Source organism: Actinacidiphila polyblastidii (genome assembly GCF_036353415.1).
In the GTDB taxonomy this organism is placed as follows: domain Bacteria; phylum Actinomycetota; class Actinomycetes; order Streptomycetales; family Streptomycetaceae; genus Actinacidiphila; species Actinacidiphila polyblastidii.
In genome coordinates this window covers 44,125-67,570 of sequence record NZ_JAZEWV010000012.1, presented here as the reverse complement: position 1 = coordinate 67,570, position 23,446 = coordinate 44,125, and the positions used below count along the sequence as shown (strand labels likewise).

Annotated in this window: 30 protein-coding genes and 3 pseudogenes; 2 read left to right on the top strand and 31 right to left on the bottom strand. The window is 71.9% G+C overall.

The window, feature by feature from the left end:
• Positions 1-382 precede the first annotated feature (382 nt).
• The 7 genes from V2S66_RS16970 to V2S66_RS16940 all read right to left on the bottom strand — a co-directional run bounded on the left by V2S66_RS16970 (position 383) and on the right by V2S66_RS16940 (position 3,525).
• A complete protein-coding gene (locus V2S66_RS16970; RefSeq protein ID WP_330796293.1) occupies positions 383-712 on the bottom strand; it encodes an esterase in 330 nt (109 codons plus the stop codon).
• 91 nt (positions 713-803) lie between these two features.
• On the bottom strand, positions 804-1,016 hold the full coding sequence (locus V2S66_RS16965; protein ID WP_330796291.1) for a hypothetical protein: 213 nt from the start codon (positions 1,014-1,016) through the stop codon (positions 804-806).
• A gap of 55 nt (positions 1,017-1,071) precedes the next feature.
• Positions 1,072-1,203 carry a hypothetical protein gene (locus V2S66_RS16960; RefSeq protein WP_330796290.1) on the bottom strand — a complete coding sequence of 44 codons (132 nt, stop codon included), beginning with the start codon at positions 1,201-1,203 and terminating at the stop codon, positions 1,072-1,074.
• A 3-nt stretch (positions 1,204-1,206) separates the two neighbouring features.
• On the bottom strand, positions 1,207-1,353 hold the full coding sequence (locus tag V2S66_RS16955) for a hypothetical protein (RefSeq protein ID WP_330796289.1): 147 nt from the start codon (positions 1,351-1,353) through the stop codon (positions 1,207-1,209).
• Between the two features lie 64 nt (positions 1,354-1,417).
• Positions 1,418-1,777: a hypothetical protein gene (locus V2S66_RS16950; protein WP_330796287.1), complete on the bottom strand. Its 360-nt coding sequence runs from the start codon at positions 1,775-1,777 to the stop codon at positions 1,418-1,420.
• 81 nt (positions 1,778-1,858) lie between these two features.
• Entirely contained in the window at positions 1,859-2,947 is a 1,089-nt protein-coding gene (locus V2S66_RS16945; RefSeq protein WP_330796285.1) for an IS110 family RNA-guided transposase, read from the bottom strand.
• Between the two features lie 224 nt (positions 2,948-3,171).
• A complete protein-coding gene (locus V2S66_RS16940) occupies positions 3,172-3,525 on the bottom strand; it encodes an SPDY domain-containing protein (protein ID WP_330796283.1) in 354 nt (117 codons plus the stop codon).
• Between the two features lie 217 nt (positions 3,526-3,742).
• On the opposite strand from V2S66_RS16940, the gene V2S66_RS16935 reads away from it, so the two are divergent.
• On the top strand, positions 3,743-4,012 hold the full coding sequence (locus V2S66_RS16935; protein WP_330796281.1) for a hypothetical protein: 270 nt from the start codon (positions 3,743-3,745) through the stop codon (positions 4,010-4,012).
• Between the two features lie 3 nt (positions 4,013-4,015).
• Here V2S66_RS16935 and V2S66_RS16930 read toward each other — a convergent pair whose 3' ends face one another.
• Positions 4,016-4,360, bottom strand: coding sequence for a hypothetical protein (locus V2S66_RS16930; RefSeq protein WP_330796279.1), 345 nt, complete (start codon positions 4,358-4,360; stop codon positions 4,016-4,018).
• A gap of 392 nt (positions 4,361-4,752) precedes the next feature.
• On the opposite strand from V2S66_RS16930, the gene V2S66_RS16925 reads away from it, so the two are divergent.
• On the top strand, positions 4,753-5,091 hold the full coding sequence (locus V2S66_RS16925) for an STAS domain-containing protein (RefSeq protein WP_330796277.1): 339 nt from the start codon (positions 4,753-4,755) through the stop codon (positions 5,089-5,091).
• A gap of 112 nt (positions 5,092-5,203) precedes the next feature.
• Here V2S66_RS16925 and V2S66_RS16920 read toward each other — a convergent pair whose 3' ends face one another.
• From V2S66_RS16920 to V2S66_RS16810, 23 genes and pseudogenes are all read right to left on the bottom strand, one after another.
• Entirely contained in the window at positions 5,204-5,692 is a 489-nt protein-coding gene (locus V2S66_RS16920; protein WP_330796276.1) for a hypothetical protein, read from the bottom strand.
• A 33-nt stretch (positions 5,693-5,725) separates the two neighbouring features.
• Positions 5,726-6,655, bottom strand: a complete 930-nt coding sequence (locus V2S66_RS16915; RefSeq protein ID WP_330796275.1) for an SPDY domain-containing protein — start codon at positions 6,653-6,655, stop codon at positions 5,726-5,728.
• Positions 6,656-6,675: 20 nt separating this feature from the next.
• Positions 6,676-7,425 carry an SPDY domain-containing protein gene (locus V2S66_RS16910; RefSeq protein WP_330796480.1) on the bottom strand — a complete coding sequence of 250 codons (750 nt, stop codon included), beginning with the start codon at positions 7,423-7,425 and terminating at the stop codon, positions 6,676-6,678.
• Between the two features lie 193 nt (positions 7,426-7,618).
• Positions 7,619-8,452 carry a winged helix-turn-helix transcriptional regulator gene (locus V2S66_RS16905; RefSeq protein ID WP_330796274.1) on the bottom strand — a complete coding sequence of 278 codons (834 nt, stop codon included), beginning with the start codon at positions 8,450-8,452 and terminating at the stop codon, positions 7,619-7,621.
• Positions 8,453-8,495: 43 nt separating this feature from the next.
• Positions 8,496-9,041, bottom strand: a complete 546-nt coding sequence (locus tag V2S66_RS16900) for a hypothetical protein (RefSeq protein WP_330796273.1) — start codon at positions 9,039-9,041, stop codon at positions 8,496-8,498.
• Between the two features lie 21 nt (positions 9,042-9,062).
• Positions 9,063-10,211 (bottom strand): hypothetical protein, encoded by a 1,149-nt coding sequence (locus V2S66_RS16895; protein ID WP_330796272.1) that lies wholly within the window; start codon positions 10,209-10,211, stop codon positions 9,063-9,065.
• Positions 10,208-10,876, bottom strand: coding sequence for a hypothetical protein (locus tag V2S66_RS16890; protein ID WP_330796271.1), 669 nt, complete (start codon positions 10,874-10,876; stop codon positions 10,208-10,210). Before V2S66_RS16890 ends, V2S66_RS16895 begins: the two co-directional genes overlap by 4 nt.
• Positions 10,873-11,355 (bottom strand): hypothetical protein, encoded by a 483-nt coding sequence (locus V2S66_RS16885; RefSeq protein WP_330796269.1) that lies wholly within the window; start codon positions 11,353-11,355, stop codon positions 10,873-10,875. The genes V2S66_RS16890 and V2S66_RS16885 overlap by 4 nt, the downstream gene beginning before the upstream one ends.
• Complete coding sequence (locus V2S66_RS16880; RefSeq protein ID WP_330796266.1) at positions 11,352-12,086, bottom strand: hypothetical protein; 735 nt, start codon at positions 12,084-12,086, stop codon at positions 11,352-11,354. The genes V2S66_RS16885 and V2S66_RS16880 overlap by 4 nt, the downstream gene beginning before the upstream one ends.
• The gene (locus V2S66_RS16875) at positions 12,083-12,850 is read right to left on the bottom strand and encodes a glycosyl hydrolase (RefSeq protein WP_330796264.1); all 768 of its coding nucleotides are present in this window, start codon (positions 12,848-12,850) and stop codon (positions 12,083-12,085) included. Before V2S66_RS16875 ends, V2S66_RS16880 begins: the two co-directional genes overlap by 4 nt.
• Positions 12,847-13,458: a DUF4913 domain-containing protein gene (locus V2S66_RS16870; protein ID WP_330796262.1), complete on the bottom strand. Its 612-nt coding sequence runs from the start codon at positions 13,456-13,458 to the stop codon at positions 12,847-12,849. The genes V2S66_RS16875 and V2S66_RS16870 overlap by 4 nt, the downstream gene beginning before the upstream one ends.
• 160 nt (positions 13,459-13,618) lie before the next feature.
• Entirely contained in the window at positions 13,619-13,927 is a 309-nt protein-coding gene (locus V2S66_RS16865; protein WP_330796260.1) for a hypothetical protein, read from the bottom strand.
• A gap of 360 nt (positions 13,928-14,287) precedes the next feature.
• Positions 14,288-14,524: pseudogene (locus V2S66_RS16860) on the bottom strand (DNA cytosine methyltransferase); the annotation flags it as partial.
• A gap of 121 nt (positions 14,525-14,645) precedes the next feature.
• Positions 14,646-14,798: pseudogene (locus V2S66_RS16855) on the bottom strand (DNA cytosine methyltransferase); the annotation flags it as partial.
• Positions 14,795-15,364 carry a hypothetical protein gene (locus tag V2S66_RS16850; protein ID WP_330796259.1) on the bottom strand — a complete coding sequence of 190 codons (570 nt, stop codon included), beginning with the start codon at positions 15,362-15,364 and terminating at the stop codon, positions 14,795-14,797. The pseudogene V2S66_RS16855 and the gene V2S66_RS16850, both read right to left, overlap by 4 nt.
• Positions 15,365-15,425: 61 nt before the next feature.
• Positions 15,426-16,586: a DnaB-like helicase N-terminal domain-containing protein gene (locus V2S66_RS16845; RefSeq protein ID WP_330796258.1), complete on the bottom strand. Its 1,161-nt coding sequence runs from the start codon at positions 16,584-16,586 to the stop codon at positions 15,426-15,428.
• Entirely contained in the window at positions 16,586-16,801 is a 216-nt protein-coding gene (locus tag V2S66_RS16840; RefSeq protein WP_330796256.1) for a hypothetical protein, read from the bottom strand. Before V2S66_RS16840 ends, V2S66_RS16845 begins: the two co-directional genes overlap by 1 nt.
• A 35-nt stretch (positions 16,802-16,836) precedes the next feature.
• Positions 16,837-17,760: an adenine nucleotide alpha hydrolase family protein gene (locus V2S66_RS16835; protein ID WP_330796254.1), complete on the bottom strand. Its 924-nt coding sequence runs from the start codon at positions 17,758-17,760 to the stop codon at positions 16,837-16,839.
• Positions 17,757-19,548 (bottom strand): annotated as a pseudogene (locus V2S66_RS16830) (type IV secretory system conjugative DNA transfer family protein). Before V2S66_RS16830 ends, V2S66_RS16835 begins: the two are co-directional and overlap by 4 nt.
• 75 nt (positions 19,549-19,623) lie before the next feature.
• Entirely contained in the window at positions 19,624-20,064 is a 441-nt protein-coding gene (locus V2S66_RS16825) for a hypothetical protein (protein ID WP_330796252.1), read from the bottom strand.
• Between the two features lie 20 nt (positions 20,065-20,084).
• On the bottom strand, positions 20,085-20,744 hold the full coding sequence (locus tag V2S66_RS16820; RefSeq protein ID WP_330796250.1) for a hypothetical protein: 660 nt from the start codon (positions 20,742-20,744) through the stop codon (positions 20,085-20,087).
• Between the two features lie 117 nt (positions 20,745-20,861).
• On the bottom strand, positions 20,862-22,091 hold the full coding sequence (locus tag V2S66_RS16815; RefSeq protein WP_330796248.1) for an ATP-grasp domain-containing protein: 1,230 nt from the start codon (positions 22,089-22,091) through the stop codon (positions 20,862-20,864).
• A gap of 77 nt (positions 22,092-22,168) precedes the next feature.
• Positions 22,169-23,437 carry an MFS transporter gene (locus V2S66_RS16810; RefSeq protein ID WP_330796247.1) on the bottom strand — a complete coding sequence of 423 codons (1,269 nt, stop codon included), beginning with the start codon at positions 23,435-23,437 and terminating at the stop codon, positions 22,169-22,171.
• Between the last annotated feature and the right edge of the window lie 9 nt (positions 23,438-23,446).

Genomic DNA, 23,446 nt, shown 5'->3' with positions numbered 1-23,446 from the left:
CGTCGCCGATGAGGTTCGGCCGGTGCGCATAGGAGTCAACCTGCCTCGGGACATCCGCGCCCGAGGCAGGTGACGGGTTACCGTCCGAGGTGTTACTGGCGGCGCGCCTGATGAGAATCATGAAGTGCACTCTCTGGCAGAGGTAGGTGCTACCTGCTGCCTGCCGGGAGGGGAGCACGTACCCCATCCGGTGCCAAGTGCCGACGGGCTTGAGAGCGTCGGCGTCAGGGCAGTGGTCAGCGTGGAGTCAGTGCCGACGACGGCCTCCTCCTTGTTCGTCTTCGACGGTGAGCGTACGCAACCGCCGACCTGATCGGGCATACGGCAAGGCCGCCCCTTGCCGGTGGGCACGGGGCGGCCTTATGCGGTTGCGGTCGGGGAGTCAGGTGTCGGCGAGCTGGTTGGACAGGTTCAGGGCGGCGGTGGCGTAGGCGAGGGCGTGGCACAGGCCGGTGACCTCGTAGAGGGTGGGGCGGACCAGGTCGGGCCAGTGGTCGGGGGCGGCGGGCCAGCGGGCGAGCAGCACCTCGGTGGTGGCATGGCCCAGGTGGGCGTGGACGGTCCAGCCTGCGCGGGAGGCGGGTTCCCAGCGCAGGCGGATGCGGCCCAGGGGAAGTCTGGTGGCGTGCGTCGGGAGCCAGACCACGTCGAGGGGTCCGTCGGGGAGGCCGGAGATGCGGCGGACGAGCGCGCCGCCGGTATCGGTCGGCATCGGCTGGAGGGCGAGCGTATGCAGCGGCAGCGTGGTGGAAGCGCGAGAGGGGCTGGGGATAGGTGTCTCCTGGAGGGTGGGGCGGGCGGGTTCAGGCCCAGGCGAGGGCGTCGCGGATTCCGGGCGGGAGGTAGCCTTCCTGGCCGTCCTCGGCGATGAATACGACGCCGTCGCTGATGACGATGCTGGTGCCGAGGAAGTGGGCGAAGGGCCAGTCGGGGTTGATGGCGAGGCGGACCTGCAGGTTGGGGTCGAGGTTCTGGAGCTGGCTGAGCAGGTAGCCGACGGTCAGGTTCTGGGGCACGGAAACCTCCGGGAAGTGGGATGCGGGAGGAACGGATGGTGGCGCGGTAGGGGCGTCAGTGCGGGTCGAGGCGGAGCAGGTCGCGCAGGACCTTCGGGCCGTTCGACGGGCTCGGCTCCGGCGCGCGGTGGTTGGCCAGGTGTCGGCGGCGGGATTCGTTGACGTAGCCCTTGCCGGGTTCCTGCATCTGCTACTGCCCGCATGAGCAGACGGAGCGGCTGTAGGCGCGGCCGGGGCAGTCGGGGTGGAGCGGCTTGCCGGAGCTGGTGTGCTGGTGCTCGGCCGGGCACAGGGTGCTGTCGGCGTGGTGGTTGGTCAGCGGAGCGCGGAAAGCCACGAAGGTTCCTCTCGGTCGGGGGCCGGTCGGCCCGGTGTGCGGGCCGACCGGGGGCGAGATGGGTTCAGGCGGCCAGCAGGAACAGGCGCTCGGTGATCGGCGCGCTCTCGTCGGCCACCGCGACCAGACCCTTGTGCAGCAGGCGGAGCAGGGACCGGGCGGTGTCGACGTGGCGGGTGCCCATGGCGTGGCTGATCTCGGGGAGGCAGGCTCCGTCGGGCCGGGCGGCGAGGAGGGCCACGATGCCGCTGTCGCGGTCGAGGGACTGCTCGAAGGAGTAATCCCAGGTGTGCACCAGGCCGTTGACGGTGACGACGAGGCTGAGCACGAACCCGGTGCTGTGCACCGGGCTGGTGGCCGCCAAGGCGAGGCCGAAGACGGTGACGGCGGGACCGCAGAACCGGTGGGTGGCGTGTGAGAGCAAGGGCGACTCTTTCGTGCGGGCGGCAGTGGGCAGGGGCGGCCGGGCCGGTGGCCGACCGCCGGTGGGATGCTCTTATGGATGTCAAGCTGCGGTTGTGAGCTGTTCTGCGGTGATGGTCGTCGGCGTGGGGGCGGTCAGGATCTGGTAGATCTCGCGGGCGATGTACCGCTTGAGGCAGCGGATGATCTCCTTCTTCGACAGGCCCTCCTTCGTCCGACGCTCCATGTACTCCTTGGTGCGTTCGTCCCAGCGCAGGCGGCAGAGGACGATGCGGTAGAGGGCCGAGTTGGCCGCTCGGTCGCCGCCCCGGTTGAGGCGGTGGCGCTGGGTGCGCCCGGAGGATGCCGGAAGTGGGGCGGCGCCGCAGAGCATGGCGAAGGCGGCTTCCGAGCGAAGGCGTTCGGGGTTCTGGCCGACGGTGACCAGCAGTTGCCCGGCGACGTCGGAGCCCACTCCGTTCTGGGCGAGCAGGGCCGGGGCGATCTCCGAGGTGAGCGGGGCGATGAGCTCGTCGAGCTCGCCGACTTCCTCGGTGAGTCGCTGGTGGCGGCGGGCCAGGGTGCGCAAGGCGAGCTTGGCCGCGACGGCGGGCTCCCCGGCACGGGCTGTGTCGGGTCGGGAGGCCGCGCATGTGGCGATCAGTTGCTTGTCACCCAGCTCGCGCAGGACGGCGCGTAGTTCCTCCGGCGCGCTGATGACCAGGGTCTTCATCTGCCTTTGTACGTCGGCTCGTTGGCGGACCGCGCTGCGGCGGGCGACGCGCAGGCTCCGCAGGGCCTCCACCTGGCCGTCGCGGAGCTTGGGTATGCCGGTGCGGCGTCGGGCCAGGGCCGCGCGGGCCGCCGCCTCGGCGTCCACCGGGTCGGACTTGCCCTGCCAGCGGCGGGCCTTGCGGTCCGGGCGGTCGATCTCGACCACGCTCACGTCCTGCTCGTGCAGGTAGCGGGCGAGTCCGGCTCCGTAGGCGCCGGTGCCCTCCACCCCGACCAGGACCAGGGTGCCGAACGAGTGGAGCCAGGCCAGGAGCTTGCGGTAGCCGGCCGCTGTCGCCTCGAACTGCTCGGCGCCCAGCGGGCGCCCCGCCGAGTCGATAGCCGCCGCGGTGTGGGTGTCCTTGTGTGTGTCGACGCCGCCGGTGATCTCGCGGGCCTGCTGTGCGATGGTGGACATCGCCGTCCTCTCCACTCGAGCGGTCAGGGCGGCAGCCACCGGCCGAGCGGGCGGACGAGACAGTGATGGGGCCTCTGGCCAGGCTCTTATGAAGTCACGCAGGCCGGTCCGGTGGCTGCACATGAGCGTCTCCCGGACAGAGTCGACAGATCCCGTTGAGGACCCGAGGTCAGTCAGTGGGTGGGTCAGACCCCGCCGGGAGACGCTCATGAACATCCTCACTGTCAGCGGTCGACGTGGCCGGTCAGCGCTTCGAGGAAGGCAGCGACGGCCCGGCTCGGCACGTGCAGGCCGAACTCCTGCACCCAGGGCTTCTCGTCGGGCTCCGCGGGGGTGGCCCGGACGGTCCAGACGATGTGGCGCTGCCAGGCGGCGAAGTCTTCCGGCAGCCAGCCGACGTAAACCCGACCGTCCGGGCTGGTGCAGTGGACGTTGGCCTGCGGGGTGTCCACGATCGCCCAGCCGCGCTCGCTGACCAGGCTGAGCACCGGCTCCGCGCTGCCGTCGCCGGCCAGGGAGGGGCGCTGCACGACGACGGGGCGGAACAGGGCGGGCAAGCTGCCTTCGGTGGTGTTCAAAACGGGGCGGTCCCTTCGTTGACCTGCGGTTTTTCCCGACACCCGTACGTTGACATGGGGTGTGCCGAAGTACGTAGTCCTTTCCGGAGGGATCGCGTCTGCCGTGGGCGAACTGCACCCGGAGACGGGAGAACCGGCTGCCGGGAATGGATCGGGGCGGCCGGTTGTCGTAACTGGGTTGCGGCGCACGGCCGCACGGGGCCGGAGGGGGAAGCGCATGGCGGAGCGGGGCGGCAGACACTGGGACGGGGCTGGGCTGGAGCGCAAGATCCGGGCCACTGGGCGGCCGTGGACGGTCGGCGACATCGTGATGGTCGCTGACGGCCAGTGGGCCGTGGACCTCACCGCCCCGGCAGACGCCGAAGCGGACACGGTGGTGGAGCGCCGGGCGGCGGACGGGCGGAGCGTGGAGATGACGGTGGAGGAGCTGGCCCGCGCGATCGGCGCCCGGTTCGGGGAGGCCCGCCACGACGACACGACCGACTGAGTCTCAGCGCTTCTTCGTGGCCGTGGCGGCGGCGCGGGCCGCCGCGTTCTGGTCGGCGATGTCCGCAGCGAGCCGGAGCACGGTGCCGGCGGCGGAGTGTCCGAGCGGAGCTGCGGTGATGACCTGGCGGATGAGCCGGTATGCGGCGTGCGGGCTCCATTCGAGCGGGCTGTCGGGGTAGGGCTGGTGCCCGTTGTCCATCCGGACGAGGTCGCGGCGGACTCGGCGCAGCGCGGTGAGGTCCACGGTGGGTCGCGCGGTGGTGCGGGCGGTCTCGATGGCGGCATCGAGGAGCTGAAGCAGCGCAGAGTGGGCGGGGGTCCATGAGGCGGGTCGTTCGGTTGGCATAGGAAAGTCCTCCTGGTGGTTGCGGCATCTTCGGACGGTGCGGGTCGACACCGTGGTGTGGCCGTTAGCCGGCCGCCGGGGCGTGATCGCCGGGCAGCGTTTCGTTCCGGGCGCAGGGGCGCAGGGGCGCAGGGGCGCTGGCGGCGGGCGAGGGCGGGGGGCAGGGCGGAATGGTGGCGCGTCTCACCTGTTCCAGTGGATGTCGTGGTGCGAGGATGGTGGGACGAGAGATTGACCGGTGTCCTGCTGCCGCGGTTGCGGAGCAGCCGGTTCACGGGTCCCGGGCATTGCCCCCTTCACGGGCACTCGGACCTGCCATAGCTGCCGGGGCCGCGTTTGTCGGCGTCTCCAGCCTCTTTGGGCTCATGACCCCCGTGAAGGGGGCGCCCAACATGGTCATCACCACTACGAACGACGGCGTCACGGCTGTGATCAGTCCGCGCGGGGAGATCGATTTCGAAGCACTGCCCGACCTGCTCGCCGCCGCCCGGGACCTGCCACAGTCCGTCACACAGGTGACCTGGGACTTTCAGGGGGCCGCGTTCATGGACGTCGCTGGTCTCCACCTGCTCGTTCAACAGCGGCTGGACTGCATCGTTACCAAACGAACACTGGCAGTCACCGGCCTACGCCAGCAGCCGCTGCGACTTCTGCGGCTGGCCGAGGAACTGTTCCCTGCCGGCCGCTGGGCCGACCTCCTGCGAGGGAGTCTGCCGGTGTCCACCGGCTGAGGCCCGACGCCCAGCCCTGCCTCCTGCGGCAGAAGCACAGCTCTGGTGCCCCACATCTTTCAGCACCTGGACGTGGTCATCTCGTCGACGCCCCCTGATCCATGCTCAGGGATCACCGGCGGCGCCCGCCCGCGACTACCGCCGGGCCGGCAGTGGCCGAAGCGGAGGGCTGGCCTGGCGGCGATCCGGAGGCGCGCGGTGCCTGCACGGAGCGGGCGACGGCGGCTTGGGCGAGCCGTATCGCCGGGGCCTGGTCCGGGGGCCGGGCGGCTTCGCGGGCGTCGATGATGTGGCCGATGGCCTGCAGTCGGGCTTGGCTTTCGGCCTGGACGACCCGCAGATCCGCCGCCGCCCGGGTGATCCGTTCCAGGTCGTAGAAAGCCGGCACCTGGCCGGGCCGGGTCATGGCGTGCAGGCGGTCCTGATGCACGACGGCCGCGTTGGACGAGACGACGAGGGCGGAGCGGATATGCATCGCGGAGCGCAGCAGCGGGTCCTGCACCGGGCGTTGAACCGCGAGAGTCTCCAAGTCCTCGATGGGGCGGGCCCAGGCTTTCTCGATCATCGTAGTGGCCTGGTCCAGGACGCTGGCGTCGCACACGGGTGAACTCCTCTTCTAATCAGTTGGGTTGAGTCAGCGGCCCAGCCGCAGGCCTTGCGGAGCGGACGGCTGGCGGGGCGCCGGGATGGCGGGTTGAGTGGTTCCCGCGGGCGGTGCGAGGCTGGAGCGGGCGCGGGCGGCCCGGATGCGGAGGTCGGCTGCTGTTTGCGGGCCCAAGGCGGCGCGTTGGACGGCCTGGGTGACAGCGGTACGGCGCACGTCGAGCGGCGTCGGTGCCCGCGGGCCCGCAGGTGCGGGTGGGTGGAGGGGCGTGAGCGTGGCCAGACGTTCCATGCCGGGACTGATCGCGTGGCGTTCGCGGACCACGGGCGTCGGGTCGGCCATGGCGGCGGCCGTTGCGGCGATCAGGTGGGTTGGGGTGCGGGTGGTGAAGACCGCCTCGGCGCGGGTACCCCAGCCAGGGGGCCCGGCCCACAGCATGATGGTCTCGTCGTTCTGGCCCACGGAAGCGATGTCTATCAAAGCGCCTGCCTGCCCGTCGGGGGCGATGATTGCGACCGTGCCGCGCTCGGGCTTGCGGCGGGTCCATCCGGCATCGGTCAGCGGCTTGAAGGCGTCGGTCCAATACATTGGCGGCCTGGCCAGGAACCGGGCCTCGCTTTGGGTGGCTTCGGCCTGGGCGTAGTCGTGCTCCAGGGCGGTGGTCAGGCCGGCGACGATCTCCGCCGGGGTCACGTGGTTGAAACTGGCGGTCCAGCGGGGAGCGGAGACGGCGTCCTCGGCGGCGCTGATTTTCCACAGTTCGAAGTCGTCGCCGAACCAGCCGATGCGGATGCGTTGATCGGGGCTGGTGACGAGGAGCTGGCAGGGGCCGTCGTTCAGGTGGTGGTGCGACCAGTGGGCGACGGGGGCGAAGCCGGCGTCGCCGGTTCCGTCGGATCCGGCCAGGTAGCGGGGGGTGACGAGGTACTCGGCCCACGGGTCATCGGGGGTGGATGACATGGAAGTGCTCCTTCGAGCGTTCAGCGGCGCCGGAAGGGCACGGGCGGGGTGGGGCCGGGCGCGGTCGCGTCGGCGGCCGTCGCGGGAACGGCAGGAAGAGCGTGCGGCGTGCGGGCGAGCGCAGCCGACTTGCGCCGGTCGGAGTCCGGCTCGGCGGCGGGTGTGGTGGTGACGTAGGGCAGGTTCCGCTCGGGGATAACGGAACGGGGCCGCTCGACGGGCTCGGTGCTGCTGAACGCCTGAACCGTCTGCGTGACGAGGTAGAGCGGTGTGTCCTGGGTGAAGTCGGCGTGCCACCGCTGCCCGTTGACCTGGTTGACGCAGGCGTACATCGTCCACATCGCCCGGCTGTCGCCGGACAGTTCGGCGTAGTCGTCGATGTCGAAGCCGCGCCGACTGAAGTAGGCGTGCCCGTCCGGGGAGTGCCGACAGTGCTCCATGGTCGTGTCGTCCCTGTGCCAGCCGCGCCCGGCAAGGATGCCGTCGGCCGAAGCGCCTTGACCTTGAGGACCGCGATCCCATGGGTAGGGGTGGTCGCTGTCCAGGCACTCGACCAGGGCTTTGGTGAAGGCGCCCACGATCTCGGTGGGGGTGTTGCGGCTGAAGGTCGCGGACCAGGCCGGCATGCCGAGCGGCTCGCGGTAGCGGGTGACGCGCCAGCCGCCGTCGCGGCTGTGGGGCAGGTAGGCGACGTGGACGTCGTGGTGGGGGCTGACGAAGAGCTGCCCGTTGTCGGTAGTGGTCCAGCCCCAGTCGCGGTGCGAGTACAGGGCGTTGCCGATGGCGGCGGGGTTGCCGCGCCCGGCCAGGTAGACGGGAAGCTGACCTGGACTGGCTGCTCGTCGGGCTGCGGGGTGCTCATGAGGGGGTGCGCTCCGGGGTGGGGTGGGGCCCGCGCGCCGCCGGGAGCGGCGCGCGGGACAGGTGCCGGCGGAAGGACGGGTCTCGCTCTGGGCACGGGGATCACCTTGCGCGGGCGGGAGCGGACTGGGCGGTGATGGTGGCCGGCACCCGCTGCTGCGGCGCCGGGGCGTGGCTGAACAGACCGCCTGGTGCGGCCGGGCTGCGCCGCAGAGCCGCTGCGGTGCGTATGCCTTCCTCGCCGCGAGGGGCCGCGCGGTGCGTGCGGGTGACTGTGGCCACGGGAGCGGCGGGCCGGGTGGCGGCGGTGGGGTCACTCCAGTGCCCGACGGCGGCGTAGACCGGGCCGAGGGCGCGGCCGGCGGCGGTGAGGGTGTAGGGGTCGCCGTGCCGGGGGCCGGTGCGGGTGACCAGGCCGTCGGCGTGGAGTCGGATCAGCCGCTGCCGGGTGTAGGGGTCGTCCAGGCCGACCGCCTCGCCGATGTGGACGAAACGCATGGGCCCGGCGTCCAGGGCCTGGATCACGGCGGTGGTGTGGCGCAGGTTCAGCCGGCGCAGCGCGTCCTCGACGCGCTCGGCACTGGCCACACCGTCCGGCGAGAAATGGACATGGTCGTGGGACCAGGCGGCCAGTGCCTGATGGACCGGGGCCAGCGAGGTACCGAATCCACTGAGCTGGTACGGGGCTCGGAGATCCGCGCCGCGGGTGACCAGGCCGTCGGCGTGCATCTGGGCCAGCCGCTTGCTGAGGACGGGCTGGCTGATGAAGGGGAGTTGGGATCCGATGTCGCGTACCCGCATCGGCTGGTGCTGCTGGGCCAAGGTCTGCACGACCCAGGTGGTCCACTTCGGCGCGATCAGGGACAGCGCGTCCTCGATGCGGCGGGCGTGGACGGCACCGGTCTGCGTGACGGTGGGCTGGGCGATGGTGGACATGGCGTACTCCAAAGGGGCGGAAGGCGCGAAGGCGAGCGGGTGGTCAGCGGGTACGTTCGGCGCGGAGCTGCTGGAGAACGGCGCCGAGGCGGCGGTTGCTGATGTGGATGCCGCGGTTGCGCAGGGCCTGGCGCAGCGCGTCGCGAGTCAGGCGGGGCAGGCAGGCTGCGGCCTGGCAGGCGGCCTCCATCACGTCCTGGTCTTCGACAGCGCGGCCAGGCCGCCGGGACACCGGGAGACGGCCGGCACCGGGCTGGTCGAGCAGCAGCCGGATGTCCAGCAGGTCCCACAGCGTTTCGGCCTGGGTCTGCTCCTGCTGCTCCACGCGCATGAGTTCGGCGATGTAGGGGCGCAGGCGGTCGTCCCGGGGGCTTCCGTCGGCGACGGCGTCCTGCACGGTGGTGCGCAGGGCGCGGCGCGTTGCGCGGCCCTGCTCGCCGGTCCGCTCCAGCGCGGTCAGGCGGCGCAGCACGATCGGCAGAACGGGGTCGGCGCAGCGGTAATGGGCGACCTCGTCGCGCAGGCGATCCAGGGAGCGGCCGTACCGGTGCTCGACCAGGCGGCGGGTGTGAAAGGCGGTGGTGGACATAGGCGTTTCCTTGTCTGGGAGTCAGCGGGAGCGAGTCGGCTTGGCCTGGCCGGGGGTGCCGGCGGCAGGGAGTTCCGCCGGAGTCGAGGGAGGGGTGTTCCGCGTGGTGCGGCTGAGGGCGGCGGTGGTGCGCGGGTCCTGGGCGCAGCCGGCGCGGAAGGCCGCCTCCCCGGAGTCGGTGAGGGAGAGCTGCTGGCCGAAGTTCAACGAGGTGCTCGTGTCCCGCTCGATCCAGCCGTGCTCCTGCATCGCCTCCACCGTCGCGGTGGAGATCCGTGCACCCGAGCCGGTGTAGACGCCCAGGCCGGATCGGAAGGCGCGCTCTTTCAGCAGCACCCGGCCGCGCTTGATCTCCTCCAGCGCCAGCAGCTCCTCGCGCGTAGGGAGCGGATCGGCAGCAGGGCTCGAACTGTCAGCCGCCGCTGCGGGGTTGGCGATATCACGTGCGGCGGGCCCGGAACCGGTGGCGGGTGTGGCGGCGTCGCCGGCGGCCTGCAGGGCTTCTTGGCCCAGCGGGGTCAGTACCAGGAGCTGTCCCTGGGTGGGCGGTGTGGCGGTGTCGAGGTCGAGCAGGCCGTCGGCGAGCATCCGTTCGACGGTCTGCGTCGAGATGGGGACCAGGACGCCGGTGCCGTCGGAGAGGTACCGGTCCTGCTCGGACAGCGCGCTCTGCTTCAACCGCAGCCCGCCGCGCTCGACCGCCCGCAGGGCCTGGACCCGCCGGTCACCGGCAACGGCCCGGTCGTCGTCCCCATGGTCCGGTGCCTCCTCCGCCGTATGATCCCGAGCAGGGCCGAGCCCTGCCGATGGCGTCTGGCTGGCTTCGGGAAGCAGGCGCTGGTAGGAGGACACGGTGCGGGTCAGGTGCTGATATTCGGCACCGCGTCGGGCAGCGAGAACAGCCGTGTCCAGCACGCCGTACGAGCCGCGCATCCCAGCGTGCTCGCCCCGGCCGACGGGCTGGAGCAGGTCGATGGCGCTATGGGCGGCACGGGTGAGGCGGGCGTGCAGACCGTCGACTTCGTGGGCAGTGATGGCGACCAGCCTGCCCACGATCCACAGGGGTTCATCCGGCTGGTGACGATCAGTCAGCGCCCACGGGTCCTCGACGCCTAGTTCGTCCGCGACCAAGTGCGCGCCGGGCCGGACGGCCGGGTCGTGGGGGTTCACCGGGCCGCCTCCATCCGGGTCAGCAGGGTGCGCACCAGCGTCGGCAGGCTGTCCGGGCCTTCGCCGATCCGCAGGTGACCGCCTGCTTCGCCCAGCACGTACGCCGCGTCCTCGGCCAGTCCGCTGGCGATCTCCATGCAGGCGTTGGTGATCCGGGCTGCGGCCAGCAGCGACTGCGAGAGGACCTGCACGTACTCGCTGGACGTCAGCCCGGCGGTCTCGGCGGCGGCGCGGATGGCCGCCAGCTCCAGCACGCTGAACCCGAAACCCGCCTCGGCCGTGCCGTCCTTCTCGGCCAGCAGCGGGGCGAGGGCGGGATCGGGCGGTGCGGCGGGGATGCCGACCTGGGTGCAGATCCGGTCGACCGCGTCGGTCAGTTCGCCTAGGGATTCGGTCAGCCAGCCCAGGGCTGCGGCGTAGGAGGCGAGCGCGAACAATCCGGCTGGGGTGGCGGGCAGCGGCTCGTCGAGGAAGTCCTCCAGGCGGTCGGTCAGTTCGCCGGCGACTCGGGGTCCGGCGGCCAGTGCGCCGAGGACGGGGTGGAGGTAGGAGCGGGCGGCGGGGGTGGGGTACTCGGCGGTCAGGACGCCGGAGATGTTGTGGGCGGCGCCGGTGAGCAGATCGGCCAGCTCGGTGCGGGACAGTTCGGTGCGGTTGGTGGTCATCGGGCGGCCTTCCGGGCGGTGGTCGGTGTGCTGGTGCTGTAGGCGACCTGGGCGGTGGATGAGTCGGGGGCGAGGTGCGCGGCGTGGGGGGAGCGGGAGTTGGCGGCGCGGATGCGGGCCGCGGTCGCGGGGTCCGGGGCCCGGGTCTGGGTGCGGCCGGTGCGGTGCTGGGCGGTGCGGTAGACCGCGTAGTCCGCGCGGGGGCCGGCGGCGACCAGGTACACCTCGCGTTCGTGCTTCGAGGTGGCTGGTGCGGGTCGGAACTGGACGACGAGGCGGTGGCTGGCCCAGTCGGTGCCCACGCCGAGGATGATCTTGTGGAACCCTTCGAGCCGGCCCTCCAGGCGCTTGGCGACGCGTTCGCCGTTGACGAGGTCCTGCAGGTGCAGCAGGGCCTGGTCGCGGATGGGTTCGGGAAGGTTGCGCAGGTCGGCGAGGGCGTCGGGGTGGGCGGCGAAGGCGCGGCGGGGCAGGCTCACAGCGACCGCCCCCGGTTCACCGACGGGACGCCGGGCGCCGGGACCGGCTGGGATGTGCGGCTGCCGGGTGTTGCGGGCACGCTGCGGGCGCGGGCCGCCGACACGCGCTGTACCGGCGGCTCTTCCGGCGCGGCCGGGAGTGGTTCGGTCCGGTCGGCCAGCCACGCGAGAGCCGTTGCCGTGTCCGGGAAGGCGCCTTCGCGGAGCGTGTACGTGCGCTCTTCGAGGTCGCCCTGCTGGAGGAACACCCGGACCGGTAGCTGGGTGGCGGCATTGTCGCGGACCAGCGTCCAGGCGTCGCAGGTGACGTCAAGGTCCTCGTGGAAGACCTGCGCGAGGTCGTACCGGCCCGAGTCGGCACGGATCTTGTTCTCGACACCCTCGGTGGCGGCGTCGGCGGGCTGGGCCAGATCGTTGCCGACGACGCTGACCGCGTCCAGCGGAGCGCCGCGGTCGGCAAGCCACCGCTGGGCGAACGCGATCGTGGTGTGGAAGGCAGTGTCAAGGACGAACGTCCCGTGCTCCAGGAAGCGGTGGACCGCGACGGTGCGCACCTGCGGCTTGGGGTCGTACCAGGTTGCCGTGGTGTCGTACATCAGCAGGTAGCTGGTGGTGTCGGTGTGGTGGTCGACCACGGTGCCCAGCTCGGCGGCCGACAGGCCGGCGAGGACCTGCTCGGTGGACGGGTCGGCGGGGGCGTAGCCGGTGACACGGAGATCGGGGGCGCTCATCGTGACCGCCCCGGACTCGGCTGCTGCACCGCGCTGGTGGACGGCAGGGGAAGGGTGTCGAGGCCGCATGCCGTGGCGTGCGGGGTACCGGTGGAGCGGGCGAGCGCGACGCGCGTACGCAGGGCATCGGCGTCCAAGTGGGCTTCGGGCGCCGGTGGCAGCGGAGTGCTGCGGTCCTCCAGCCAGTCCCGGGCCGCGTCCTCGTCGAGGAATGCGCCCTCGCGCACGGTGTAGGTGAGCGCCTTCTCGTCGACCACTTCGAGGAAGACCCGGACCGGGTCCACGGCCGCGCCGCTGTCCCGCGCCAGGGTCCAGTTCTCACATGGGTCGAAGTCTGAGGTCCAGGTGTCGATGACGTAGTAGCGCTGCCCGCCGTCGCGGATCATCTGCTGCACCCGCAGGGTTTGCTCGTCGGCCGGCGCGACGAAGTCGCTTTCGGCCAGGGCGATCTTCTCGGGTGGGCAGCCGCGCTCGATCAGCCAGGCTTGCGCGAACGGCACGCTGGCGTGGTACTCGGACTCCAGGGTGAAGGTGCCGAGGTTGAAGTCGCGGGCGACCTTGATCGCGGCTATCTGTGGAGAACCGGGCACGCCCCAGGTCGCGGAGGTGTCGTGGGCGACGACGTAACTGTGTGACCGGTGCGGAGCGGTGTGGTGCTCGGCCAGGACCGTCAGGTCCCCCACCCACAACAGGCTTTCGGCCTGCTCGGAGCCGAGGTCGGCAGGGTCGAGGTCGTCCAGCGCGAAGTCGAGTTCGGCGGTCACTGGTCACCGCCCGCTATCACGGGTGCCGGGGTGGCCAGCACGCGATGGGTCGGGCGGGCCGGGCTGGTGGTGCACGCGGCGAACGGCCCGTCCGGAGACCGCAGATGAACGAGGGCTTGGTCCAGGTGGTCGCGGTGCCACGTCGATGGTCCGGAAAGCCCTGCCTCGGCGTCGGTGAGCTGCTGCCAGGCCAGCCACAGGGCGTGCAGCCGGGCGACGGCCTCGGGGTGCTCCCACCACTTGGCGCACCACGGGCGGGTGGTGCTGATCTCCCGGCCGTAGACCGGCAGGAACAGGTAGTGCACCCAGCCGGCGAGCGCGGCCAGCTCGGTGGCGTATGCCTCGCCGCCCAGCGCGAGGATGAACACGCTGGCAGGACCGCTGTCCGGCGTGGCCTCGGCAGCCACGGTGTCGGGGCTGGCGTTGTCGGCCGGTGCGTCAGGGGTGGGGGGTTCGGGTTCGGAGCCGAGGCGGTCGAGGATGACGCCGTGCTGGCGGACCTCGGCCATGGTCGCGGCCAGCGTGCTGGCCAGGTCGCCGAGTTTCTCGTCGGCGACGCGAAACGGCTCGGGCTCGGGTTCGGGGGCTGCCGTGGTGGGATCGGACATGGCGCTTCCAGGGGATGGGTGGGCAGGGCGGAGGGCGGTGCGCGCGGGGGCCGGGTTCTTCTGGAAGCCATGGCGGTGCTCCTTGGTGAGGAAGTGGGCATGGGCAAGAGGATGCGGAGGATCGTCGATTTGGACGGTCCGGGAAAAGGCGGTAGTGCGGCTACGACCGGGCGCAGCGGGGGCAGCGCGGGAACGGTGGGCAAAGCAACTGCACTGCTCGCGCTGCCTGTTGGGGGATGACGCCGTTGCCGAGGGCGGTGAGCTGGGCGGGCCGGCCGAGTCCGGGTGTGGCGGTCACCCAGCCCTCGGGCAGACCCTGCATCCACTCCACGAAGGCCGGGCGCAGGCGTCCGGCCGCGTCGGTGGGCGGCGGTGCGGGGCGGGTGAGGGTCTCCCATCGGGTGATGGCGGCGCCGTAGGGCCCCCATCGCCTGCTGCTTCCTCCGTATCCGGAGTCGTGTCCGTCCACAGCGGCAGGACCACCGCCGACAGCGGCGGTCGCCAACCCACGCCCGGACGGCGTCCCGGGGTGCCGGTGTCGCTCGCCCGTGGGGTGGGCAGCAGCGAGGCCGCCGCCGACGGGAGGGTGAGGTCGCCGTTGCCGTGCCGCTGGTTCGGCGAGCCCTTGATCCCGTCCGACGCCTTCGGTGTCGGCAGCAGCCACTCCACCTCGTCGGCCAGGTTGGGCCCGTGGCCGCCGCTCTTCCTCTTCGCCGGGTGCTGGCTCCCGCCGTTCGAACCGATGTTGCTCGTCGGTGTTTTGAGCAGGGGGTCCGGCGGGCCAGGCGGCGAGGAAGGTCCGTTCGCGGCGGTGCGGTGCTCCGATGTCGGAGGCGCGAAGCACGAGCCAGCGTGCGTCGTACCGGAGGTCGGCCAGGGATCCGAGTACGGCGCCAAGTGCCCGCAGAGCAGGCTGGGCTGGCTCGTCTCCCAGACACCACGGGCAGAATTCCACGTCGCCAGGGGTACCGGCGGGCGAGGTGAGGAGTCCTCGGACATTCTCGATCACTACCAGGCAGGGGCGAAGGGCTTCGACCGCACGGGCCACGTGCAGCCACAGCCCTGAGCGGGTGTGCGCGTTGAGTCCGGCGCGGCGGCCGGCAACGGAGACGTCTTTGACAGGGAAAGCCCGCGGTCAGCACGCACACCCGGGGCAAGCCGGCCCAGTCGATGGCTTTGATGTCGCCGTAGTTGGGGACATCGGGCCAGTGCCGGGCCAGGATCGCGGAAGCGTCGGGGTTGATCTCAGCGTGCCAGGCCACGGTGCCGCCGAGGGCGGCCTGGACGCCCAGGTCCAGGCCGCCGTATCCCGAGCAGAGCGACCCGATGGTCCAGGTCACGGCCGCCCCCGTGACGGTCGTGTGGGGTTGGCTGGTGCCGGAGGTGTGGTGGGTCCGGTGGTGGGTTGCACGGTCGCGGGTCCGGAGCGCCGCAGTGCGACGCTGTCGCGTGCTGGCGACGTCGCCTCGACTTCCTGGGCGACTGCGCGCAGGTTGTCGGCGGCATCGCGCAGTTCGGCGCGCGCGTAGCCGAAGTTCAGCTCTCCGACCGTCCTGGCGAGTTCGGCTGTCACTTCGTGACTGGACGTGGGCGCCGGGAGCTGGATGAGCTGGTGGGCGGCGCTTCCGAGAGCGGACAGCGCTTCGGCGACGTACTCGATGCTGCCTGCAGCGGTTTCGGCGACTTTGCGGTGGGCCGCTGCGTCGTCATCATGGGCCAGCGCGCTGGCGGCGGTCTCGACGAGTTCGGCAGCCAGCCGGCCCACGGATGCCGTCTGCCGGAGGGTCTGCAACGTTTCGGGGGCGGCGTACCGCGGGCTGTCGGGGTCGGGAATCGACTGGACCTGGGTGTCCAGGGCGGCGGCCAGATCCCGCAGAAGACGGGAAGGCTTGAAAGGCTGGGGCATGGCTTCTCCTCTTTCAACGGCTCGGGCGCTGTTTGGTCCGAGTCGCTCGGATCGGTGGCGGTCAGGAGCGGCGTCGGCCGCTGGGGGTCTCCCCATTCGCCGGAATCGGCGGTACTGCGGCCAGCGGCGGCACCGGGGCGGGCGGTGTGCTGCGCGCGCGGGCGGCGCGGACTTGTGCGGGGGCAGGCCCGACGGCGGGTTCGCTGCGGGTCGGCGGCGGTGCCGGCGGGCCGGTGGCGGTGGTCCAGCGCCGGCGGACGTCGTCCAGGACGACGAGGGCGGCAAGGGAGTGGTTGATCAGCGGACCGGGGGCCAGGGCATCGGCCGAGGCCAGGTCGCGGAGCGTCCGGGCGGCGGAGGCGGCGGTCCGAAGCAGCGACGAGCGGATGACCTCTTCGCCGAGCCACTGGGCGCTGCCGGGCCCGACACCCTGGCAGATCGCGGTGATCTGCTCGCCGGTCACGGTGCCGTCGGCGAGCAGGCCGCGCCGCTGTGCCTCCCACAGCAGCGTGACCTGGTCGACGGGTTCGCCGCGGTGGTGCAGCGCGCCGAGGCAGCGGTAGAGCTGGCCGTGCGCGGGGGCGGCGAAGTCCTGGGGCCGCAGCCAGCCGACGACCTCGTCCATGCCGGACGGCCGCTCGGTCAGAGTTGCCAAGAGCAACTGCTCGTTTTCCGCGACCGCCTGGGCCCCGGTCGGCAGCGGGTCGGAGGAAGCGATCGCAGGCGCGGGAGTGGCGGGGCGCGGTTCGGTGCCCCAGCGCCGGGCGAGGTCATCCAGCACGGCGGCCAGCACGTCCACGTGGTGGAGGGTGTTCTCGACTTCGCCGCGGACCACGTCGGCACGGGCGATCTGGTGGAGGCGTACCGCGTGCTCGGTCACCGTGCGGTGGATGGCGCCCTCCAGCACCATCCGCCCGTAGACCGGGGCGTGTTCGGGGCGGGGGCAGGCCGAGACCAGGGTGTGTGCGTACACCGGGGTCACGCCTCGCATGTGCTTCCCGGCTTCGGTGACGGCGTCGCTCACCCAGGCCAGCGGCACCGTGCCGTCGGCGGCCAGCACCGGCTGGCCCTTCGACCGCAGGTGGCGCAGTGCGGCGAACAGTGCCTGGTGGGCAGGCCGGTAGAAGTGCGCGGGCTCCAGCCAGTCGAGGTGGTCGAGCTGGCCGGGGTCGAGCAGGACCGCGCCGAGGACGGCCTGCTCGGCCTGCAGCAGCGGCCTCATCACCGCCCCCCAGCATGCAAGGGCAGCGGTGACAGGGCGGCTACGGCCCGGTCGGCAGCGGCCATCGCCGTGGCGAAGCGGTCCAGCTCGGCGGCGAGGGCGCGGTCAGCCGGAACGGTGCCGCCGGCGGCGGTCAGCAGCCATTGGCCGCCGCGCCGCGCCACCGGCAGATCACCGAACGGCCGGGTGAAGCAGGAGGAAGCGGAGGAGGACATGGGTGCTCCAGCAGGCAGGAAAAGGGGAGGGGTGGTCATGCGGTGGTGTCGAAGTCGTCCTGGACGGGGGCGCCGGAGCGGCACGACCAGGGCGAGCAGCCGTCCGGCTCACCCAGTTCCAGATCCGCCTCGGCGGCGGCCTCGAACAAGTCACCCTGGAGCGACGCGTGTTCGTGCGCGGTAACGTGGTCGATGGGCGCCTCGGACAGGGGCACCCTGCTGCGATGGAGGTACGCGGTGCCCAGCAGCGGCTTCCCGTCGGCGTTCGCCCGCGCGTTGCCCGCGCGGATCGCGGCGTCGAACTCCACGACGTCCGCCCACTCCTGCGGGCTGTTGTCCCGCAGGGTCCGCCACTGGGCGTTGCCGTGGTACGGACACCCCAGGCAGGCCGACTTGGGTGTTGAGCCGAAGCCCCGCTCGCGCAGCAGCCGCTGGCAGTCGGCCCGGGACAGGCCGAGGTCGATCAGCGGGAAGACGTTCCTCATGTACGCGACGTCAGCGTCCTTGGCCCGATGGAACTCGTCCGTGGAGATGCCGATCCACTGCTCGACGAAGACGCCCTTGGGGATGCGCCGGGGGTAGGGGTGGCCGAGCAGCTCGCGGACCTGGATCTTTATCGGCCGGATCTTGTACTGCCCCGTGCACTGGCGACGTGACATGCCCATGCCGCCATCGGCGTTGAGAATGTGCAACGGCATCGAAGCGAAGCGTGTACTCGGGTCCAGCGCGTCGGTCCGGATGTTGCCGGAGGAGACTCGCAGGATCGGGATGCCCGCAGGCTCGGCGACCTCCCGTTCGATCCGGTCCAGGTGCTCGTAGACCGCGCGGGGTTCCCAGCCGGTGTCGGCGAAAATCGCCGCGTCCAGCTTCGGCAGGCGGCCCTCGGCAGCCAGGAGCAGCAGACTGGTCGACTGCACGCCGGCGCCCAGACTCAGCACCCGCAGCGTCGGGGCGCTCATGACGCCGCCTCGAAGTCGTCCCGGCCCAACGTGACCTTGGCGAGCGCCCGTTCGGTGATCGCTGCAGTGGCGGCGGCTGACGCGGGACCGATGGTCTTGGCGGCGGGTTCGGTGTACCAGGGGCGCAGGTCGAGCATCGCGGCGCGGATGCCGGTGGCGAACAGCAACGCCTTGCCCTTGGGCAGGGCGCGGATCGCGTCGGGGGGCAGGATCCGCTCGGTGCGCATGCTGACGGAGGTGGACTTGCCGGACTCGGAGGTGGAGACCGAGGTGGTCTGCACGTCGTGGTCGCCGATCATGCGGGAGAGCCGGTCGGCGAAGTCGGCGTCGTCGATCCCGCTGCCGATGATCTTGACGGTGGCGGCGGACCACAGGGCGTCCATGCCTGCCTCGCCCCAGCACTTCTGGCCCTGCCGGTAGGACTGCAGGATCGTGATCGGGATGACGCCCCGGCTGCCCAAGTGGCTGTACAAGTCCGGGAGATCCGAGATGCGGCACACATTGGCGGCCTCGTCCAGCACACACAGTGCGGGCGGGTCGAGACGTCCGCCGGAACGCTCGGCGACGATCACGGCAGATCGCATCACGGCGTCGGCGGCAGCGGCGATGATCGCCGACGCCGAGCCACCGCCGTCCTTGCTGAGCAGGAACAGGGTGTCGCGGGAGGTGGCGAACGCCGACGGGCGGAACTGCGGCAGATGTTTTGCGGGGGTGACCCAGGCGGCGACGTCCGGGTCGAGCAGGCAGCTCGCGTACTGCCGGGCGGTCTCGTAGATGCCGTCCCGGGTTTCGGTGGCGCCGGAGACGGTGCCCTGGAGTTGGGCTGCGACCGCGTCGTGGCCGGCATCGGTCAGCAGGTCCACCGGGGTGCGGTCGGCCGGCGAAGCGAGCCAGGCCAGGACGTCGGTGATCGGCCGCCGGTGCGAGGCTGCCGCCAGGAAGAGGGCGCCGAGGGTGTTGCTGGCCGCGGTGGACCAGAAGTCAGAGCCCGCGGACTCGTCCACCGAGGCGGCGACGAAGTGCCCGGCCAGGCGCTTGGCCCCGGCCAGGTCGCGGGCGTCGGCGAGAATGTCCCACCATATCCGGCGGGGGTGGTGGGCGATCTGCTGCGGGTCCAGCGTCCAGATCGTGCCCACTGCCGCGCGGGCGTCGATCGTGGTGGTGAAGGCGTCGTTGGCCGCCTTGTTGGACGTGAGCAGGACCGGGCCGGGGGCGGCGAGGATCGCGGGGATCGCCAGTCCGGTGGTCTTCCCAGATCGGGGGGCCATGATGGCGACCAGCACGTCCTCCCAGGACGCGCGGACCTCCGCCCGGCCGGGGGACAAGGTGCCGAGGAGGATGCCGCGGTCAGCGGGTGCGACCTCTTTTACCCTCCAGGTCGGCAAGGCTCGGCCGCAGGCTGCGAGCCTTCGTGGCGATCTCCTTGCCCATCAGGGGGGCGAGATCCGCCCTGCGCGCCAGGCCGGTCCTCGCGCCGCCGCCTATGCGCAAATACACAACGCATCCGGTCGCCAGGAGGCCGAGGGTGAGCAGGCCGGGGATGACCCAGGCGCCGAGCAGTACGGCCGTGGTGCTCAGGTTCGGCCACAGCACACCGGGGTGGAGCGCCGCATCGCCGACCTGAAACGGTGCCCACGAACCGTCCCCGACTGCGGTGTTGGTGAGGTTGCCGGTGAGCCAGGCCAGGGAGCCGAAGGCGAGGGCGGCGCCGAGGACGCCGAACAGGAGATAGAGGAGTGCGTCGGCGCCGGTGGTGGTCGAGGGCGCGCTGGTACGCGGAGATGGCATAGCGAGGTCCCGGAGTGAGAGGTGAATGGCCAGGTCGAGGGGCGGCGGGCTCTTCTGCTGGTCACGGCGGAACTCCTAGCGGCTACGGCGGACGGTGGTCGAGGCGGACGGCGGCCGGGCTGCGGTGGGATCGGAGGTCGTCGTAGGGCCAGCGCCGGCGGCCGGCGAGGTGCGGGTCGCGGCGCGCTGCCGGCGAAGGTGACGGGCGTGGTCTGCGGCCAGGGCGTCCCGGGAGAGCAGCATCGGGTCCAGGTTCGCGGTGAACCCGGCGCGGGCCAGCGCCTGCGCTGCCCAGGTCGCGCAGGCTTTGTCCTCGCTCCAACCGTCATCGCGCGCCAGGACGCGGCAGTCGGGGCCCAGCCAGGTGGGGTCGAGGGTGAAGCCGTACTCCCACAAAATCCTGTGGGCGGCGTCCGGCGCCCCGGTTCGGACGTCGGCGAAGACGCCGTGCTCGTACCAGATTTCCACGTCGGTGCCGTACTGGTCGGCGCGGTTGAGCCGGGTCGGAAGGGCCATCGGAGTGTCCTGTCTGCGGTTCAGCGGCTGCGCGGCGGCGAAGCCGGTGGCGGGGTCGGCGGTCCGGCGGGAGCAGCAGCGGACGGAGCAGTGCCGTGGGCGGAGGCGTGCGGTGAGGAGGACCGCGCGGCGCGCTGCTGATCCGAAGCGGATGACGGTTCGTCGTCGGGAACGGCGCCGTGGCCGAGGACGTCGTGAAGGAGTTCGTGGGTCCGCAGGGCCGGGATCTGGTCGAGGAAGCGTGGGTCGCGCAGCTCGCCGGGGACGGAGGTGACGAGGTCCTGCGCGGCCTGAAGGTTCTCCTCGACGTCGCTGAGCAGTACGTGGGCGGCGGCCAGCCGGCTCCAGGTCTCGAAGACCGGCTCGCGGTGGGGCTCGTCGAAGGTCAGCCGCAGGCGGGTCCAGTCGGCGGCTGCGGCGACGAGTTCGCTGAGCTGTGGGAGGGCCCCGACCAGCGCGCCGTTGATCTCTTCGAGGATTCCGGCGACCTCTCGGGGTGTGGCGTCCTCGGTCAGCCGGGCGATCATTGCGGGCACCGAGTACGGGTCGGCTGACGGAGGGGGAAGATGCCGCACCTGCAACGGGGGTTCGGGGCTCGTCGGTTCGCCGTGGGCGAGGCGGATGTTGTGCGCCATGGCCGCACCGACGGCTTCGCCGATGCTGGAGTAATGGTCGGGCACGGGGGCTCCTCGGGTGGGGGCCGGGCGGTGAGCACATGGTGGTGCGCGCTCCCCGCCCGGCGGAACGGGACCTGGGCGTCCGGTCCGGTCTGATGCCGGGGGCGGCCGGCACCCGGTTCACGGGGAGACCGCCACGGTCAAGTCCTCGGCGAGAAGTGCCAGACGCTCGCGGGCGGTGGCGGGACTGTCGGCGGTGACGATGAGGAACCCGATGCGCCCGTTGGCGTTGCCGTGCGGCGGCAGGGCGACGCGGTCGCCGACCTCGTGCAGCCAGGCCACCTGGTGCAGCCACGGACGCTGCAGGCCGGGGTCGACCGCGAGGTGCCGGGCGGTGAGCGTGCCGTCGGCCGGGGGGTAAAGGATCTTGATCGCGGCCGTGCGGTGTGCGCTGGGGGTGAGTGAGGGAGCGTTTCCGCAGGCGATGTCGGCGGCGATGCGGGGCAGGTCCAGGCCGGTGGCCAGGCGCACCAGCGTGCCGATCAGGTCCCCGCCGATACGGGAGTTGACCTCGATGATCCGAGGGCCGGAGGCGGTCAGGCGCATCTCTACGTGCTGCACGCCGTCGGTGATCCCCAGCGCCCGCACCGCCTGCGCGGCGGTCGGGGCGACGTGCGGAAGGAGCGGGTCGCCGGCGGTGACGGTGTGCCCCACTTCCTCGAAGTACGGGGCGAAGCCAACCTCCTTGCGGGTGACCGCGACCGCGGTCGTCAGGCCGCCGACTGTCACGCACTCCACGCTGATCTCCGGCCCGGCGAGGTACTCCTCGACCAGCACGCCGTGGCCTTCCGGGCCCTGCTCGCCCGCGCCGGCTGCGGCAAACTCCCAGGCGTCGGGCAGCTCTTCGGGGCTGTCGGCGCGGATCACGCCGATGCTGGCCGCGTGCGACGCGGGCTTGAGGACGACCGGAAAGCCAGTGCGCTGCGCGGCGGCCGTGGCCTGTTCCAGGGCGTCGACGCGGGTCGAGAGGGCTGAGGGCACGCCGCGCTCGGCGAACAGGGTCCGGCTGGCAGCCTTGTTGCGGCCGGCGTTCATCGACTCCACCGTGTTGCCGGGCAGACCCAGGCGGGCGACGAGTTGCGCGGTCGGGACGAGGCAGTATTCGTCCCACGTGACGATGCCCGCGATGGCGTGCCGCTCGGCCAGGGCCAGGCCGGCGGCGACGACGGCGGCCGGGTCGTGGGTGTCGGCGACCTCGTGGTCGACGACCAGATGCTGCTGCCAGCTCGGCGGCTTGGTGTCGATCAGCGCGATCGGGTACGCCGCGGCGGCCTGCTCCAGGCAATACCCCCGATAAATCGGATCCGTTCCGCCGACGACGACGAGCAGCGGGCTGGTGGATCGGGACATGGGAAATCCTCCAAAGGGCGGGAGTTGGACGGGGAGAGGGGCGGGGGGAAGTGGCGTCGGAGTGGGGACGACGCTGGTCATGGCGCGTCCACCGGCTGGACGGGCTTGCTGCGGTGCGCCGCGAGGACCCGCTCGGGCGGTGGTTCGCACGCGACGCGGTGGCGGCGCAAGCCGCCGAAGCACGCGGCGAGCACCACTCCCTGCAGGACAGCGCAGGCCAGCAGCAGGTGCGGAAGGCCAGTGGCGGGCACGGCTGCGACCAACGCTCCGGCGATCGGCAGCGGCAGCAGTACCACGATGATCGTGACCGCCAGGGTCGAGCCGAACGCCGTGGCCGGGATGAGCCGGGCCCGCAGGGTGCGCAGGACCACGGTCAGTGCGCCTTCGGCGGCCATCAGGACGGCGACGGCAGCGGTGTAGGCGGCGAAGCCGGGGGCCAAGGCGACGCCGAGGCAGGCGACGGTGGACACGGCGGCGGCCACCGCGCCGACCGGCCACACCGACCACCGGTCAATGGCCCGGCGGGCGGCGATCACGGTGAGCAGGGAGGCGACGGCCGCCGCGCTCCACACCGCGCCGACGGAGGCGGTGGAGTAGTGGAAGCGGTGGATGACGGTGATCGGGGCGGCGGCCTGGAGCACTCCGCTGGCCAGGTTGGATGCGGCGAGTCCGCCGATCAGCCAGGCCAGTGCTGGAGTTCGGCGTAGGGTCCGCCATCCGGTGATCAGGCTGCTCGGCGCACGTCGGTGGTCCGCCGCGACAGCGGCTGCGACCGGTGTGGCGACCGCTGCGGTCATCGCCAGCAGCGCGACCACGGCCAGCAGCACGCCCGGTCCAGCCAGCAGCAGCACGCCCCCAAGCAGCGGTCCGACGAGCACAGCGCCCTGGTCGATCCCAGTTTGCGCGGCCTGCACACGGTGCACCTGGTCGCCCAGATCGCGGCCCGCTTCTGCGGCGAGGGTCTCCACCGCGACGAAAGAGGTCTCCGCCAACAGCCCAGACGCTGCGCCGAAGGCGAGGACAACCGTAGTTGTCGCGGTCCCTGCGCTGGGCAGGGCGGTCAGCAGGCCAGCGGCCAGGGCGACCACGGTGGCGCGGACGAAGTTGGTCAAGCGGAAGACGTGGGCGGCACCGAAGCGGTCGGTCAGCGATCCGGCGAAGGTGAAGGCTGCCAGGCGCGGCGTCCACTCCAGCAGGAACGCCAGGCCGGTCAGCGCGGCGGAGCCGGTGGTGATCAGCACCAGCAGCGGGATGGCGTAGGTGGCGGTGGTGCTGGCCAACGCGTCGGCGGCCCGCATCAGGTACAAGGGCGTTAGGCCGTTGGAACGGAGGCGGAAGGCGGGCATCACGCGCAT

Excerpts from the sequence above, each read along its gene's own strand:
- V2S66_RS16970 (WP_330796293.1), bottom strand. The coding sequence starts at position 712 with ATGCCGACCGATACCGGCGGCGCGCTCGTCCGCCGCATCTCCGGCCTC.
- V2S66_RS16960 (WP_330796290.1), bottom strand. The coding sequence starts at position 1,203 with ATGCAGGAACCCGGCAAGGGCTACGTCAACGAATCCCGCCGCCGACAC.
- V2S66_RS16945 (WP_330796285.1), bottom strand. The coding sequence starts at position 2,947 with ATGTCCACCATCGCACAGCAGGCCCGCGAGATCACCGGCGGCGTCGAC.
- V2S66_RS16935 (WP_330796281.1), top strand. The coding sequence starts at position 3,743 with ATGGCGGAGCGGGGCGGCAGACACTGGGACGGGGCTGGGCTGGAGCGC.
- V2S66_RS16930 (WP_330796279.1), bottom strand. The coding sequence starts at position 4,360 with ATGCCAACCGAACGACCCGCCTCATGGACCCCCGCCCACTCTGCGCTG.
- V2S66_RS16925 (WP_330796277.1), top strand. The coding sequence starts at position 4,753 with ATGGTCATCACCACTACGAACGACGGCGTCACGGCTGTGATCAGTCCG.
- V2S66_RS16915 (WP_330796275.1), bottom strand. The coding sequence starts at position 6,655 with ATGTCATCCACCCCCGATGACCCGTGGGCCGAGTACCTCGTCACCCCC.
- V2S66_RS16905 (WP_330796274.1), bottom strand. The coding sequence starts at position 8,452 with ATGTCCACCATCGCCCAGCCCACCGTCACGCAGACCGGTGCCGTCCAC.
- V2S66_RS16900 (WP_330796273.1), bottom strand. The coding sequence starts at position 9,041 with ATGTCCACCACCGCCTTTCACACCCGCCGCCTGGTCGAGCACCGGTAC.
- V2S66_RS16890 (WP_330796271.1), bottom strand. The coding sequence starts at position 10,876 with ATGACCACCAACCGCACCGAACTGTCCCGCACCGAGCTGGCCGATCTG.
- V2S66_RS16880 (WP_330796266.1), bottom strand. The coding sequence starts at position 12,086 with ATGAGCGCCCCCGATCTCCGTGTCACCGGCTACGCCCCCGCCGACCCG.
- V2S66_RS16870 (WP_330796262.1), bottom strand. The coding sequence starts at position 13,458 with ATGTCCGATCCCACCACGGCAGCCCCCGAACCCGAGCCCGAGCCGTTT.
- V2S66_RS16850 (WP_330796259.1), bottom strand. The coding sequence starts at position 15,364 with ATGCCCCAGCCTTTCAAGCCTTCCCGTCTTCTGCGGGATCTGGCCGCC.
- V2S66_RS16845 (WP_330796258.1), bottom strand. The coding sequence starts at position 16,586 with ATGAGGCCGCTGCTGCAGGCCGAGCAGGCCGTCCTCGGCGCGGTCCTG.
- V2S66_RS16840 (WP_330796256.1), bottom strand. The coding sequence starts at position 16,801 with ATGTCCTCCTCCGCTTCCTCCTGCTTCACCCGGCCGTTCGGTGATCTG.
- V2S66_RS16835 (WP_330796254.1), bottom strand. The coding sequence starts at position 17,760 with ATGAGCGCCCCGACGCTGCGGGTGCTGAGTCTGGGCGCCGGCGTGCAG.
- V2S66_RS16825 (WP_330796252.1), bottom strand. The coding sequence starts at position 20,064 with ATGGCCCTTCCGACCCGGCTCAACCGCGCCGACCAGTACGGCACCGAC.
- V2S66_RS16815 (WP_330796248.1), bottom strand. The coding sequence starts at position 22,091 with ATGTCCCGATCCACCAGCCCGCTGCTCGTCGTCGTCGGCGGAACGGAT.
- V2S66_RS16810 (WP_330796247.1), bottom strand. The coding sequence starts at position 23,437 with ATGCCCGCCTTCCGCCTCCGTTCCAACGGCCTAACGCCCTTGTACCTG.